The following is a 13,979-nucleotide window of genomic DNA, read 5'->3' as shown; positions in this document are numbered from 1 at the left end:
GAGGGAGGTACCATGAGTTCACAAGTGTATACACTGGAAATGAAGAAAATCAGCAAACAGTTTGCTGGTGTGGATGCGCTACGGTCCGTGGATTTTACGGTGCATGGCGGCGAAATTCACGCTCTGCTGGGCGCAAACGGAGCAGGTAAAAGTACACTGATGAAAATTTTATCCGGCGCGTATCGTTCCGATCAGGGGAGCATTGTTGCAGGAGGCAAGGAACTGAGCATTGGTTCGCCATGGGAGGCGAAGAGAGCCGGGATTCACTGTGTCTATCAGGAGGTCGATTCAGCGCTTGTGCCGCAGCTCAGCGTTGCGGAGAACATTGTCCTGGATGATTTGTCTGCACCTGAAGGACGCTGGTGGGCTGCGCCGGGTTCCATGCGCAAACGTGCGCGCGAGGCGTTGGAACGGCTGGAGGCCGATATTGACGTAAGACAATACGTATCTGAGTTGACGTTGGCAGAAAAGCAGCTTGTGCTTATTGCACGTATTTTGACACAGCAAGCGAATACGATCATCTTCGATGAGCCTACAGCGCCACTCAGTGAAGAAGAAACGCGGCGCTTGTTCCGCACGATCCATACGCTTAAGTCAGAGGGCGTTGCATGTATTCTTATTACCCACCGATTGCCGGAGGTCATCGCACACAGCGACCGTGTTACAGTGATGCGTGATGGGGAGCGAGTGTTCACAGGTCCATCTGTTGATCTGAGTGTGGGCGACATCGTTACGCATATGCTTGGTAAAACATTTGAGGAGGAATTCCCAAAAACGGATGCTCCTATCGGTGAAACGGTGCTCGTAGCCAAAGGGCTTCACAAGGGATTACGGGTTCACGGTGTCGATTTGCAGGTCAGACGCGGGGAAATCTTGTCGATCGTAGGTTTGGTCGGTGCGGGCAAAACGGAGCTGTCCCGGCTTCTTACAGGCGCGGATAAGCCCGATAAGGGGGAACTGGTCTTCAAAGGCCGCTCCATTCGTCTGAGAGAGCCTGCGGATGCGATAGCTCAGGGGATTGTGTCCATACCTGAGGAACGGCGTAAGCAGGGTGTATTGATCGAAGAGACGGTAGAACGAAACCTTAGTCTTCCGCTGTTGGGCAAGTTAAGTGTTCTTGGTTTTATCAGTCGGCGCAAAGAACGTACGAACGGTAACGAAGTCGTTGCTTCCCTTGGCATTAAGACGCCATCTCTGCGCCAGAATGTTAAATATTTGAGTGGCGGGAATCAGCAAAAGGTTGCGATAGGAAAATGGCTGCATTCCGGGGCAGATGTGTTTGTTTTTGACGAGCCGACCAAGGGTGTGGATATCGGGGCGAAAAGTGATATTTTCCGTATCATTGGTGAACTGGCGGCCCAGGGAAAAGCGGTCATCTATCTAACTTGTGAATTTGCTGAGGGCATCGGTATTGGTGATCGGATTGCGGTGATGTATGACGGAAAAATAATAAAGGAATTTACGCGGGGCGAAGTGGAGCAGGAACAGCTTCTGTTGTATGCCAGCGGCGGTGAAGAGGTGCATTCATGAAGGAAAAATGGTTAAACATCTCCTTTCGTTATGGGGCTGTAGTCGTAATTATGGGAGTGCTGGCGTTTTTTTCAGCCACATTGCCCTATTTCTGGACGTATGATAATTTGATGGACATTCTTGGCTCAATTGCGATTGTGACTTTCGTCGCAATTGGTGTGACGTTGTCTCTCATCGTGGACGGTTTTGATCTTTCGGTGGGAGCTACGGTGTCTCTGACCACTATTGTTTCAGCTTCGTTGATGGTCTGGTATGAACAGCCTGTTGCGGTGGTCATTATTGTATCTTTGGTTGTTGGTGCGGTGGTGGGACTATTCAACTCATTGTTGATCGTTAAGCTTCGTATTCCCGATTTGCTGGCAACCCTTGCGATGATGTATATTGTAAGCGGGATTCATAAAACGTACGCTCAAGGCTACACCATCTATAATCATATGCAGTTTCCTGATGGCAGCAAGGCGCCAGGGGAAATATCTCCTGCTTTTCTTATTTTGGGACAAGGCAAATGGCTAGGCATCCCGATTTCGGTTATTTTGCTGCTGCTAGCGGTAGCGGCAGTGCATATTTTCTTAACCTACACAAAGCATGGGCGTCAAATGTATGTGACCGGAGGAAATGAGGAAGCAGCTCGTCTGTCAGGCATACGGATAAAAAAAGTTCGCACACTGGCTTACGTCGCTTCAGGCGTATTTGCGGCCATTGCTGGTATTTTGTATGCCTCGCGAGTAGGATCAGGCCAAATTGATGCAGGATCTCCCTTGCTAATGGAGGCGGTAGCCGCCGTTTTTGTAGGATTTTCGGTCTTTGGAGCGGGTAAGCCGAATGTCATTGGTACGTTTATTGGTGCCGTTTTGATCGGGGTATTAGTGAACGGTCTGACGATGATGAATGTGCAGTATTTTGCTCATGATATTGTCAAAGGAATTGTACTGGTGCTCGCGCTGGCTGTCACTTTTTATGTGCTAAACCGTCGCCGTACTTGAAATTGTCTGTGGACTGTATTACTATAAACCTTGTTCCACGCAAGAAGGGTGCCATAAAACGCCAGTTTCGGCGATATTGTCTCTATATTGCGGAGGTTAGGTATATTCTATGTATATTTAACGGCGAAACGGAAACAGATGATAACATTATGGAAGGCATATGCCGCCCGGGTTATTTTATACAGGCGACTTCATATCGGTTGTACAACACCGATAACCTTAATGCTGGACTACACTTGAACTGGGAGGTGAATATTATGAATAAAACCGATTTGATCAATCAGGTTTCCGAAAGCACTGAATTGTCCAAAAAAGACGTGACTAAAGCCGTTGACGCTGTATTCGAAGCGATCTCCGGAGCGCTGCAAAGCGGAGACAAGGTGCAACTGGTAGGCTTCGGGAACTTTGAGGTTCGTGAACGTTCTGCACGTAAAGGACGTAACCCGCAAACAGGAGAAGAAATCGAAATCCCTGCGAGCAAAATTCCGGCATTTAAACCGGGGAAAGCGCTCAAGGACGGAATTAAATAAGATTTCTTACATATTCCCATTGCGCTGAAAAGACCGTGAATTTGATTCACGGCCTTTTCTTTTTGTTATGTTATTCCGTAGCAGATGTAATGCGGGATGAAGCAGAGGAAGCGATTCTGTCGTTGCATGAAGCATAGGCGATCAGCACCAGCGGTTCACCCGCCAGCTCGGTAAATTCATGCTCAAGCTGTTGAAGCCGCTCTACTTGGGCAGGACTCAGATTAGCGGGACGATAGTTTTTCATCCGATTCGCTCCTTTCGTTAGCAGATGGGCTGCACGGATAGTATGGCTCGGAACGCGGTAACTGTTGCAGTTAGCACCGAAAGCATGTGGTTGACAAAACAAGCTTGAATCTCCATCATAAAAAGTATAGCTTCGGCTCTCAGGAGGGAAATGGATATGGAAGATAACGTGACGGGTAGTAGTGAGTACGTTGTGATTAAAGCAAAAAGCAACGGATGTCAGGTTTTTGGTTTGACAAGAGGTCAGGATACACGCCTGCATCATTCAGAAAAATTGGACAAGGGTGAGGTGCTGATCGTCCAATTTACCGATCATACCTCTGCGATTAAAATTCGTGGCAAGGCTGTTGTGATGACCAAACACGGAGTCATGGATACGGAGGACTAAAATGCAGGCATAGCCTGCTTTTTTTTGTTGTACAATGAGAGTGAGGACCTTTACCGTAGCAAACCCATAACAGGGTAGGGGTCAGGGGAGGCTCTGAATGAAACCTTGGATTGTGCTAAGCGGCTCGATTCTCATAACCACTGCGGCTGCTATACTGCTGCCATCCTTACAGGCGCTGGATTCTGGAACCGCTGCTGTTCGTGAGACACAGGCGACGGTGTCTTCGCAGCAGCGGGTGCTGCTGACCGATGACAATCTGGTGGATACGCTGAATGAGCTTCCTTTGACGACACCGATTGCCCGCGTAAGCTGGGAAAATTCAGTCCTGACCCTGGATGTAAAGCTGTCCAAGGAAGAAACCGCTCCGCTTGAAATCTATCAAAATATGGCGGAGATTGCCGCCTTTAGTTTTTATGGAACGACGAATGTACGGCAATTACTGCTTCGGGTAGTGACCCAGGATGAATGGTCAGGAGAACGTCACTTGTTGCTGGCATCCGATATACGCCGGAACGAGTGGACGAGTGAAACGCTGGATCAGCTGAGAAGCAGGGAAGGCGCGGACTTGCCGGAGGAACTGAAAACCCGCTTCCGTATTACGGTAACTCCAATGTGGCAAAGCAGGTTTAACGGTGTATACACAGATTAGGTATTTCTGTTGTTGGACCTACAGTACTTTAGTCGCTAATCATTTTAAATTGTGATATAATATAAGGCATTGCAATTATTTGAGTACACCAGAAAGTCATGGCTCGGAGGCTTAGGATGAAACTGTATCGCGTACCCCAATTAGCAAGGAAATATGTGGAATATGACATGATTCAACAACATACGGAAATGCCAGCTTTTCCTGACAGCCGTACCCGTCTGTTGTTTATGTTTTTGAACCGGAATGCGCAGGAGCTGCATGCAAGCGAGGATGAACTGTACGCACTGGTTACCTCACTCGTGCAGATGGGGCTGGATACGCATGATATGATTGATACTCTGTCGGGAACACGGAGCTCGGAGGAAATGCGTTCCAGACAGCTGAAAGTGTTAGCCGGGGACTATTTTAGCAGCCGCTTTTATCAGTTGCTTGCATTGGCAGGCAGCATTACGGCCATTTCGAAGCTGAGTGATGCTGTATGTGAAGTAAATGCGGGGAAAATGAGTCTGTACTGGGAAATGAAGCATTTTCGTCTGAACGCGGCACAGTATTTAACTCAGATGGTTCGTTTTAAAAAGGAGCTTTTTTTATCCTTTACTTCACTTGTGGCAGAACAGGATCGGGAAGTTTGGGAACAGCTTCTCAACGAATTTGCGCTCTGTGATACACTGGCAGAGGAATGGGACAAGCGTGCAGTACCGGATAAGTCCCGATTCGGATATATGTTCTGGCATGTTTATGGTAATGGTGACCCAAATGAACGGGAACTATTGTCAGAGAACAGTCCAGACGCTGATGCATGGCGAGAGCTTATTCTGAAGTACAAAGCCGAGGCCACAATACTGGACAAGCTCCGCATAGCTGTTACACACATCCGGCAGATCCTGTCAGATGATCGAAATACGGGGATTGAGGGATTCGAACGCATGCTGGAGCCTTTCCTGAAGCTGCTGAATAGTCCACACCCGGTTGTGAGGGAAGGTTAGGTGAACGTCATGGGATCAAGTGACACCAAGCCGAAAGAGCAATTCGTTCATGGCGTGTTTGAAAGCATTGCAGGTAAATACGACTTGATGAACGATATACTGAGCTTTCGCAGACATAAGGCTTGGCGTAAATTTACGATGAAAAAAATGAACATGGACCACGGGGATACGGCAATCGACCTTTGCTGTGGTACGTGTGACTGGACGCTCGCGATGGCGCGTGCAAGTGAAAGTGGTCACATCGTAGGGCTGGATTTTAGCCAGAACATGCTAAATGTAGGCGAGCGCAAGATTGCGTCGGAAGCTCGTGAAAACCAGATCAAGCTTGTTCGGGGCAACGCGATGGAGCTGCCTTTTGAAGCCAATTCTTTTGACTACGCAACAATTGGCTTTGGTCTGCGCAATGTGCCTGATCTGCGCCGCGTGTTGCAGGAAATGCAGCGGGTCGTCAAACCGGGCGGGCAGGTTGTATGTCTGGAGCTGTCCAAGCCTACATGGCAGCCGTTCAAGGGAATTTACTACGCATATTTTCAACACATCTTGCCCATGCTCGGCAAATTGTTCGCCAAACGTTATGAGCAATACAAATGGCTCCCTGATTCGTTGGCGCTTTTTCCGGGAAGGGATGAGCTGTCAGGCATCTTCCGCGAAGTCGGATTAAAGGATGTACAGGCTCATTCACTTACTGGAGGCATTGCGGCATTGCATATTGGAATCAAGGAGAGTCAGCATGTTTAAGAAAATTGCTATTTTTTTGGAAATGATTAAAATTGAACATACGTTATTTGCGCTCCCATTTGCATTTATGGGGGCTGTATTGGGGTCAGTTGTTGTGATGGACACGCTTCCTTCGTGGTCGCAGATCGGATGGATCTTGCTGGCTATGGTTGGCGCACGTAGCGCGGCTTTCGGCTTCAATCGCATGATCGACCGTGTTATAGATGCGAAAAATCCACGTACGGCAGGACGTGCCATCCCGGCGGGGCTGCTCAAGTCGAGCGAAGTGGTCATTTTCATCATCGTCAGTCTGGTGCTGTTGTTCTGGGCATCATTCAAGCTAAGTCCGCTGGCGTTCAAGCTGTTCCCGCTGGCCTTTTTTATGCTCGTTTTTTACTCTTACACCAAGCGTTTTACCTGGCTTTGCCACTTCGTACTGGGTCTGACCATTGGATTGGCGCCGCTGGGCGCGTGGGTTGCAGTGACGGGGCAAATAGATTTAACTGCAATCGTGTTATATCTCACGATTGCATTTTGGACGGCTGGATTTGATATTATTTATGCTTGTCAGGATATTGATTTTGACCAGAATGAGGGCGTTTATTCCATTCCTGCCCGTTTTGGTGTAGCAGGTGCGCTCAACATCGCCCGAGCATTCCATGTCATTACGGCGATTGGATTTATTGTTCTATTCTTTATTACAGATTTAAGCTGGTGGTATCTGGCGGGCATGATTATTTCGTACATTATCTTATTCTATGAGCACTATATCGTATCTCCGAAGGACCTGAGTCGTGTGCAGACGGCGTTCTTTACGATGAACGGTGTACTAAGCATGGTCGTATTTGCTTTTACACTGGTTGATTTGGTGGTGCGTCAATACTTATGAATCATAATCAGGTGAGCAACCATCAAGGCAAACGAATCGTTATTGGCATTACAGGCGCGAGCGGAAGCATTTATGGGGTACGACTGGTAGAGACACTACTTGATTTGCAATATACAGTTCACCTGATTGTTTCCAACGCCGGCTGGCGGGTACTGAAAGAGGAATTAGGCTGGAACGTGACTGACCGGGAGAGGGCGCTGAATGACAAATTCGGAAGCCGTCCCGGTTCTCTTGTATACCATCCATTCACGGATATTGGCGCCTCAATTGCGAGCGGCTCCTATCTGGTGGATGCGATGGTTATCATGCCTTGCTCAATGGGTACGTTGTCCGCAGTGGCGCACGGCTCGTCCGATAATCTCATGGCGCGTGCAGCAGACGTGATGATGAAGGAAGGCCGACCGCTCATTCTGGTGCCTCGTGAGACGCCGCTGCATGCCATTCATTTGGAAAATATGCTTAAGCTTGCAAGGCTTGGGGTCAAAATGATTCCTGCTATGCCGGCTTTTTACTTTCATCCGAAGACGCTGGATGATATGGTGTTGTTCCTCGTAGGCAAAGTATTGGACAGCTTGCGTATTGAACATCAACTGTTTACGAGATGGGGGGACTCCGATGCCGACACCGGACACCAAGACAATCACAATCGGAAAAATTAAATATACAAATGCTTGGCCCATTTTTCATTATTTTAATCCTTCACAGCTTCTCCATCCGGCGGAGCTGGTTTCTAGAGTCCCGGCTGAATTGAACCGAAGCATGCTGAAAGGAGATTTGGACATCAGCGCGATGTCCTCCTTTGCTTATGCATCCGGTGCCGAGGATATGCTGCTGTTGCCGGATCTGTCTGTCAGCGCAGACGGTCCAGTGCAATCCATTTTGCTGTTCTCACGCAAGCCGTTGGATGAAATTAAAAACGGAACGATTGCGTTGACGAATACGTCTGCAACATCCGTGAATTTGTTGAAAATTTTGATGCAGAAGGCGTGGGAAGGACAACCTTCCTATTTCGACTGCGAGCCGGATTTGGACCTGATGCTAGAGCAGGCGGATGCGGGGCTGTTGATTGGAGATCATGCGATCAAGGCATCCTGGCGGCGTGATGGTCTGTACGTTACGGACCTCGGAGAAGAGTGGAAATGTTGGACGGGTTACAGTATGACTTTTGCCGTATGGGCAGTACGCCGTGCTTTTGCTGCACAGAATCCTGATGCGGTAACTGAAGTAGCGAATGCATTTCGTGCAAGCAAGCAGTGCAGCCTGTCTGATCTGACGTCTGTTATTTCTGAAGCCTGCAAGGAAATTGGAGGCCTGCGGGATTATTGGGAGCGCTACTTTACTAATCTGTGTTATGATTTTGGAGAGAAGGAACAAAAGGGTTTAGAGCTATATTTTCAGTATGCGCATGAACTGGGGCTGCTTGACCGACGAGTGAAGCCGCTTCTCTGGAGTGACAATACGCTGACACGGGTGAAAGAATGAAACGATTGGATTTGTTCGGTTTGTTGAAAAAGGATATGAACTTTATAGAAGAAGAGCTGTACCGAAGCATAGACAGCACGGAGCCGTTGATTAATGATACGTCGCTTCATCTGCTCAAAGCGGGAGGCAAGCGTTTGCGGCCGGTATTTGTACTGCTGGGAGGCAAATTTGGGGAATACGATCTGGACAAGCTCAAACGCATAGCGGTACCGCTGGAACTGATTCATTCTGCTTCCCTCGTTCATGATGATGTGATTGACGATGCGGAGATGAGGCGCGGTCAGCCAACCGTGAAGTCCAAATGGGACAATCGGGTGGCCATGTACACCGGAGATTACATATATGCGCGTGCACTTTCGATAGTCGCAGGACTGCCGAATCCGGACATTCATCGGGTGCTGTCCAAGGCGCTGGTGCAAATGTCCATCGGTGAAATGGAACAAATCCGAGACTTTTTTAATGTGGATCAGAGTGTGCGTAATTATTTGCTTCGCATACGACGTAAAACGGCATTGTTGATTGCGGTCAGCTGCCAATTGGGAGCTATGGCTGCGGATGCGGGGGAAAGAGTAAATTCTCTCTTGTATTCCTACGGCTACAATGTGGGTATGGCTTTTCAAATTCAGGATGATTTGCTAGATCTGTGTGGCACGGAAAAAAAGATTGGCAAGCCGCCGGGCAGTGATATGAGGCAGGGGAATATTACGCTTCCGGTTATTTATGCGCTTGGACAGCCTGAGCTGCGTGACGATCTATTGGCTGAAATCGGTCGTATTCAGGCTGGGGACGGGCAGGGAGATGCTCGCAAAGCGGTGGATATGATTAAAAAAAGTGAAGGAATCGCTAAAGCGGAAATTCTCGCCGACCGATATATTAAAAAAGCGCTACACGCGCTGGACTTACTGCCAGATGTCAAAACGAAAAAGACGCTGCTCGATATTGCTCATTTTGTGACCCGTCGCTCCTACTAAAGTTGTGTTTTGGGTTTGTTGTGACAAAATACTTTAACCGTTTCCAAGCTTTCTGTTACAATACAGTTTAGTACTGTATAAATACATTAGATTGGATTGGGAGTGAGCCGATGGATCGTACGTTTTTGATGGTTAAACCGGATGGAGTACAACGTGGACTAATTGGACGTATTATTAGTCGTCTGGAAGACAAGGGCTTCAAAATGACGGCTGGTAAGCTTGTGCAGGTATCTAGAGAACAGGCGGAACGGCATTATGCGGAGCATGTGGGCAAGCCCTTTTTTGAAGAGCTTGTAGGCTTTATCACTTCTGGACCTGTATTCGCCATGGTGTGGGAAGGGGATAACATCGTTACCCTGTCCCGCCTGCTAATTGGTAAAACACAAGTGACAGAGGCTCTTCCTGGCACGATTCGGGGGGACTTTGCTGCACATACACCGTTTAACCTCATTCACGGTTCAGATTCACCGGAGAGCGCGGAGCGCGAGATTGCGAATTTTTTCACGCCGGAGGAAAGCGTTCGGTATGAAAAAAGTGTGGCGACCTGGGTGTAAGTTTAATTTCGAATGAAGAAGGATGGTAGCATGACGGATATGGAACTGGGTCAGACGGACCCCGATTACACAGCGTTTATCCGCAAAATCAAGGACAGCACAGGTATTGATCTTGCACAATACAAGGAAGCACAGATGAAAAGGCGGTTAACAACGCTTCGCAACAAAAACGGGTTTCCCAGTTTTGTTTCTTTTTATGATGCCATGATGAAAGAAAAGCCTTTGTTCTATGAATTTCTGGATCGGATGACGATCAATGTTTCAGAGTTTTGGCGTAATCCCAATCGGTGGGAAGTGTTGCGGGATACGATTTTGCCACAGCTACTTGCAGGTAAGCAGAAGCTCAAGCTGTGGAGTGCGGCTTGCTCGACTGGCGAGGAGCCGTACAGCTTGGCTATGGTGCTGGATGGCAAGGGGATTTTGGGTAATTGCTCCATTACAGCTTCTGACATTGATGACGGCGCACTGGCTAAAGCCAAGGAAGGCAGATATTTGGAGCGCTCGCTCAAGGATGTGCCTGAACAGGTAGCCAGTAAGTATTTCAAGCCGGATGGTGCGATGTATCGAATTGATGACCGTTTGAAGCAGGCTGTGAAATTTCAAAAGCAAAATTTGCTTCTGGATCGGTTTGAGGACGGCTATGATCTCATTATTTGCCGTAATGTCATGATTTATTTTACGGAAGAGGCCAAGCATAAGCTGTACCAGAAGTTTGCAGCCAGCCTTCGTGCTGGCGGTGTGCTGTTTGTTGGCAGTACAGAGCAAATTTTTTCTCCAAACCAATATGGTCTGGAATCAACGGAAACCTTTTTTTATCGTAAAAAAGCATAAGCCTGGACATATAGTCCATTGTTTTGTAGCCAGTTGTGCCTAACAACGAGTACGTTGGCTGTTGGCTTATCAGAAAAACACGTCCCTTGGCTTTGACCAAAGGACGTGTTTTTTCTTTATCTGAACACCGTGGCTTTTCTTGTCAAAGAAAGGTGCGTATACTATAATGAAGCACAGTTAGAGATTTTAGCGATGCACAGTTTAACAGTTTAAAGGGGGAACGCGTCATGAGTTTACGTTACTTAACCGCGGGGGAAACGCATGGTCCCCAGCTTACTGCGATTGTAGAGGGCATGCCGAGCAATTTAAAATTGGATTTTGAAGAATTGAATTTTCAGCTACACCGTCGTCAGAAAGGGTATGGACGGGGGCGGCGTATGCAGATTGAAAAGGATACGGCTAACATTGCCGGAGGCGTTCGTCACGGGTATACTACAGGTGCGCCGATTGCCCTGATTGTGGAAAACAACGATTGGAAGCATTGGCAGAACATTATGAATATTGAGCCCATCGAAGGCAGTGACGAGGAAAAGCGCCGGGTTCACCGTCCGCGTCCGGGTCATGCAGATCTGAACGGCGGACTGAAATACAATCTAAAGGATCTACGCAATGTGCTGGAACGTTCCAGTGCCCGTGAAACGGCGATTCGTGTCGCATGCGGCGGTTTGGCCCGTCAATTGCTGGCAGAGTTCGGAATCAAGGTGGCTGGGCAGGTTATCCGCATTGGAGAAATCGAGGCACCTTACCGTGAGTTGCCGATTGACGAGCTGATTGCCGTGACAGAAGCTTCTTCAGTGAGAGTAACCGATTCGGAAACCGAAAAGAAAATGGAAGCCTACATTGATCAAATCAAGCAAGAAGGCGATTCGGTTGGTGGCGTAGTGGAATGTATCGTGGAAGGTGTTCCAATCGGTCTGGGCAGTCATGTTCAGTATGATCGGAAGCTGGATGCACGCATTGCCCAAGGAGTCATGTCCATTAATGCGTTCAAAGGCGTGGAAATCGGTATCGGCTTTGAAGCTGGAGAGCTGCGCGGTTCGCAGGTGCATGATGAGATCCTGCATGATGACGAACGTGGATATCACCGCCGTACCAATCGTTTGGGCGGTTTCGAGGGTGGTATGACAAATGGAATGCCTGTCGTGGTTCGTGGCGTGATGAAGCCGATCCCGACACTGTACAAGCCGCTGCAAAGCGTGGATATTGATACGAAGGAAGCGTTCACCGCTCAGGTTGAGCGTTCGGATGCGTGTGCGGTACCAGCGGCAAGCGTAGTTATGGAGCATGTCGTAGCTTGGGAGATTGCCAAGGCTTTGCTTGAAAAATTCGGCGGGGATTCGATTGAAGAGATCCGTGCGAACATTGAATCCTACGAAGAGCAACTGGAACGGTACTAAGATGAGTACGCTGACGGTACAACTTGGAGAACGTTCCTATCCCATTCATATCGGGCGTGGACTGCTGCATCGGGCCGGAGAGCTTTTGAAGGAACGAGAAATTGCGCAAAAAAGTCCATTGTTGATTGTTTCTGACGAACATACAGCGACATTTTACTTGGCGACACTGGAGAGTAATCTTCAGGAATCGGGCTACAAGACGGTATCCTTTGTCGTCAAGCCGGGTGAAAAGTCCAAATCGCTTGCTGTGTATGAGCAGGTGATTACAGCAGCTATCGAGGGCGGTTTGGACCGCAATTCAGCCGTTATCGCACTTGGTGGTGGTGTAGTGGGCGATTTGGCAGGATTTGTAGCAGCTTCTTTTATGAGAGGTGTCAAGTTCGTACAGATTCCAACTACAATCCTTGCGCATGACAGTAGCGTGGGAGGCAAGGTCGGCATCAATCATCCTTTGGCAAAAAATATGATTGGGGCCTTCCATCAGCCGGAATTGGTATTGTATGACGTGGATACGTTGTCTACATTGCCTCCGCGTGAGGTATCTGCCGGGCTGGCTGAAATGATCAAGCATGGTTTGATCTGGGATGCTGATTTTGCCCAGTGGTGCCGCGATCATGCGGCTGATTTGCTGGCTTTGGACGCGGTAGCCCTGGAGTATGGGCTGGAGAAGGGCTGTTCTGTGAAAGCCGAAGTGGTGTCGCGCGATGAACGTGAAAACGATTTACGCGCTATTCTAAACCTCGGTCACACCATTGGTCATGCGATAGAGGCGATTGCGGGGTATGGCGAGTTTTTACACGGGGAAGCGATTTCTATTGGTATGGTCGGCTCTGCACTTCTGGGTGTGAAGCTGGGGGCAGATCCTTCTTTGGTTACAGAAACGAGGGATATGCTGGCTTCGCTTCGTTTACCGACTTCTCTTCCCGCTCATCTTGAAACAGATCGTCTGCTGGATGCGATGATGCATGACAAAAAGTTTAAGGAAGGCAGTATTACTTTTGTCGTCCCACGCAGCATCGGGCGTGTGGAGGTAGTGAAGGATATTTCCGTCTCTTACATCCGACAAGTAATTGAACAGCTAAAAGAGGAGGCGTAACGATGTACAATCGTGGAATTCGTGGGGCGACAACCGTAGCGAACAATGAAGAAAACGAAATTTTGGAAGCCACATGCCTGCTATTAGAGGAAATTGTGTCCTACAATGGAATTCAGCCGGAGGATATTAGCAACGTATGGATTACGGTGACCCATGATCTGAATGCTACTTTCCCGGCAAAGGCGATCCGCCAGCTTGACGGCTGGGATATGGTTCCGCTTATGTGTTCGTTAGAAATTCCCGTAGAGGGCAGCTTGCCGAAATGCATCCGTTTGATGGTACAGGTGAATACGGTTAAAACACAGCGAGAAATCAAACATGTATATTTGAACGGAGCGCAGGCACTGAGACCGGATTTGGCATCCCAAGGGAAGTAATCGCCTGTTTTTAAAGTTGATGGTTGCCAAAGTAACATCGTATGAGATATAGTGTGTGTAGCAGAGTTGAGTAGAGTTAGCCAGAGCTGAGATGAGAAGAGTGCAGTTGAGCCAATTCCATATGATTGATTACAGAGACCGGCGGTAGCGGGTAAGCTTTTGTCCACGGAGAACCTTCCTAGGCGAAGAGGCTTATTTGAAGTAACCCAGGTTATACAAAGGGATGAGTGTATACTTTGTATATTTGTTGTAGTCATTTTGCATATGGTAGCATTCTTATAATTTCAATAACTGACAGCCTCTACCTTCCGGTGGAGGCTTTTTATATTCTCTCCTTTGGGTTCTGCGCCAATTTG

The 13,979-nt window shown here is 48.3% G+C and carries 17 protein-coding genes; 16 read left to right on the top strand and 1 reads right to left on the bottom strand.

The features are described from left to right. Positions 1 to 12 precede the first annotated feature (12 nt). From NST83_RS14305 to NST83_RS14295, 3 genes are all read left to right on the top strand, one after another. Complete coding sequence (locus NST83_RS14305) at positions 13 to 1,530, top strand: sugar ABC transporter ATP-binding protein (protein ID WP_342414692.1); 1,518 nt, start codon at positions 13 to 15, stop codon at positions 1,528 to 1,530. Then, entirely contained in the window at positions 1,527 to 2,513 is a 987-nt protein-coding gene (locus NST83_RS14300) for an ABC transporter permease (RefSeq protein WP_342414691.1), read from the top strand. The genes NST83_RS14305 and NST83_RS14300 overlap by 4 nt, the downstream gene beginning before the upstream one ends. A gap of 257 nt (positions 2,514 to 2,770) precedes the next feature. Next, on the top strand, positions 2,771 to 3,043 hold the full coding sequence (locus NST83_RS14295) for an HU family DNA-binding protein (RefSeq protein ID WP_137063469.1): 273 nt from the start codon (positions 2,771 to 2,773) through the stop codon (positions 3,041 to 3,043). 70 nt (positions 3,044 to 3,113) lie between these two features. Here the strand turns inward: NST83_RS14295 and NST83_RS14290 are convergent, their stop codons facing one another. Then, positions 3,114 to 3,287 carry a hypothetical protein gene (locus tag NST83_RS14290; RefSeq protein ID WP_342414690.1) on the bottom strand — a complete coding sequence of 58 codons (174 nt, stop codon included), beginning with the start codon at positions 3,285 to 3,287 and terminating at the stop codon, positions 3,114 to 3,116. A gap of 156 nt (positions 3,288 to 3,443) precedes the next feature. Between NST83_RS14290 and mtrB the strand changes: the two genes are divergently transcribed. From mtrB to aroH, 13 genes are all read left to right on the top strand, one after another. Then, on the top strand, positions 3,444 to 3,674 hold the full coding sequence (gene mtrB / locus NST83_RS14285) for a trp RNA-binding attenuation protein MtrB (RefSeq protein ID WP_342414689.1): 231 nt from the start codon (positions 3,444 to 3,446) through the stop codon (positions 3,672 to 3,674). 97 nt (positions 3,675 to 3,771) lie between these two features. Then, positions 3,772 to 4,323 (top strand): hypothetical protein, encoded by a 552-nt coding sequence (locus NST83_RS14280; protein WP_137063467.1) that lies wholly within the window; start codon positions 3,772 to 3,774, stop codon positions 4,321 to 4,323. Positions 4,324 to 4,439: 116 nt separating this feature from the next. After that, positions 4,440 to 5,309 carry a heptaprenyl diphosphate synthase component 1 gene (locus NST83_RS14275; protein WP_137063466.1) on the top strand — a complete coding sequence of 290 codons (870 nt, stop codon included), beginning with the start codon at positions 4,440 to 4,442 and terminating at the stop codon, positions 5,307 to 5,309. 9 nt (positions 5,310 to 5,318) lie between these two features. Beyond that, complete coding sequence (locus NST83_RS14270; protein WP_342414688.1) at positions 5,319 to 6,047, top strand: demethylmenaquinone methyltransferase; 729 nt, start codon at positions 5,319 to 5,321, stop codon at positions 6,045 to 6,047. Continuing rightward, the gene (locus NST83_RS14265) at positions 6,040 to 6,915 is read left to right on the top strand and encodes a UbiA-like polyprenyltransferase (protein WP_137063464.1); all 876 of its coding nucleotides are present in this window, start codon (positions 6,040 to 6,042) and stop codon (positions 6,913 to 6,915) included. The genes NST83_RS14270 and NST83_RS14265 overlap by 8 nt, the downstream gene beginning before the upstream one ends. Further along, entirely contained in the window at positions 6,912 to 7,574 is a 663-nt protein-coding gene (locus NST83_RS14260) for a flavin prenyltransferase UbiX (protein WP_342414687.1), read from the top strand. Before NST83_RS14265 ends, NST83_RS14260 begins: the two co-directional genes overlap by 4 nt. Beyond that, positions 7,531 to 8,397, top strand: a complete 867-nt coding sequence (locus NST83_RS14255; protein WP_342414686.1) for a menaquinone biosynthesis protein — start codon at positions 7,531 to 7,533, stop codon at positions 8,395 to 8,397. The genes NST83_RS14260 and NST83_RS14255 overlap by 44 nt, the downstream gene beginning before the upstream one ends. After that, positions 8,394 to 9,368, top strand: a complete 975-nt coding sequence (locus NST83_RS14250) for a polyprenyl synthetase family protein (protein ID WP_137063461.1) — start codon at positions 8,394 to 8,396, stop codon at positions 9,366 to 9,368. The genes NST83_RS14255 and NST83_RS14250 overlap by 4 nt, the downstream gene beginning before the upstream one ends. 110 nt (positions 9,369 to 9,478) lie before the next feature. Beyond that, complete coding sequence (ndk, locus tag NST83_RS14245; protein WP_025682239.1) at positions 9,479 to 9,922, top strand: nucleoside-diphosphate kinase; 444 nt, start codon at positions 9,479 to 9,481, stop codon at positions 9,920 to 9,922. Between the two features lie 30 nt (positions 9,923 to 9,952). After that, on the top strand, positions 9,953 to 10,753 hold the full coding sequence (locus NST83_RS14240; protein ID WP_342414685.1) for a protein-glutamate O-methyltransferase CheR: 801 nt from the start codon (positions 9,953 to 9,955) through the stop codon (positions 10,751 to 10,753). Between the two features lie 227 nt (positions 10,754 to 10,980). Continuing rightward, complete coding sequence (aroC, locus tag NST83_RS14235; protein ID WP_342414684.1) at positions 10,981 to 12,150, top strand: chorismate synthase; 1,170 nt, start codon at positions 10,981 to 10,983, stop codon at positions 12,148 to 12,150. Position 12,151: 1 nt separating this feature from the next. Next, a complete protein-coding gene (gene aroB / locus NST83_RS14230) occupies positions 12,152 to 13,246 on the top strand; it encodes a 3-dehydroquinate synthase (RefSeq protein ID WP_137063874.1) in 1,095 nt (364 codons plus the stop codon). Positions 13,247 to 13,248: 2 nt separating this feature from the next. Further along, positions 13,249 to 13,623 (top strand): chorismate mutase, encoded by a 375-nt coding sequence (aroH, locus tag NST83_RS14225; protein ID WP_044646769.1) that lies wholly within the window; start codon positions 13,249 to 13,251, stop codon positions 13,621 to 13,623. Positions 13,624 to 13,979 lie beyond the last annotated feature (356 nt).

Source organism: Paenibacillus sp. FSL R10-2782 (assembly GCF_038592985.1).
Taxonomy (GTDB): domain Bacteria; phylum Bacillota; class Bacilli; order Paenibacillales; family Paenibacillaceae; genus Paenibacillus; species Paenibacillus terrae_C.
The sequence above is the reverse complement of the archived record's forward strand: the minus strand, read 5'-3'. Positions and strand labels throughout refer to the sequence as shown.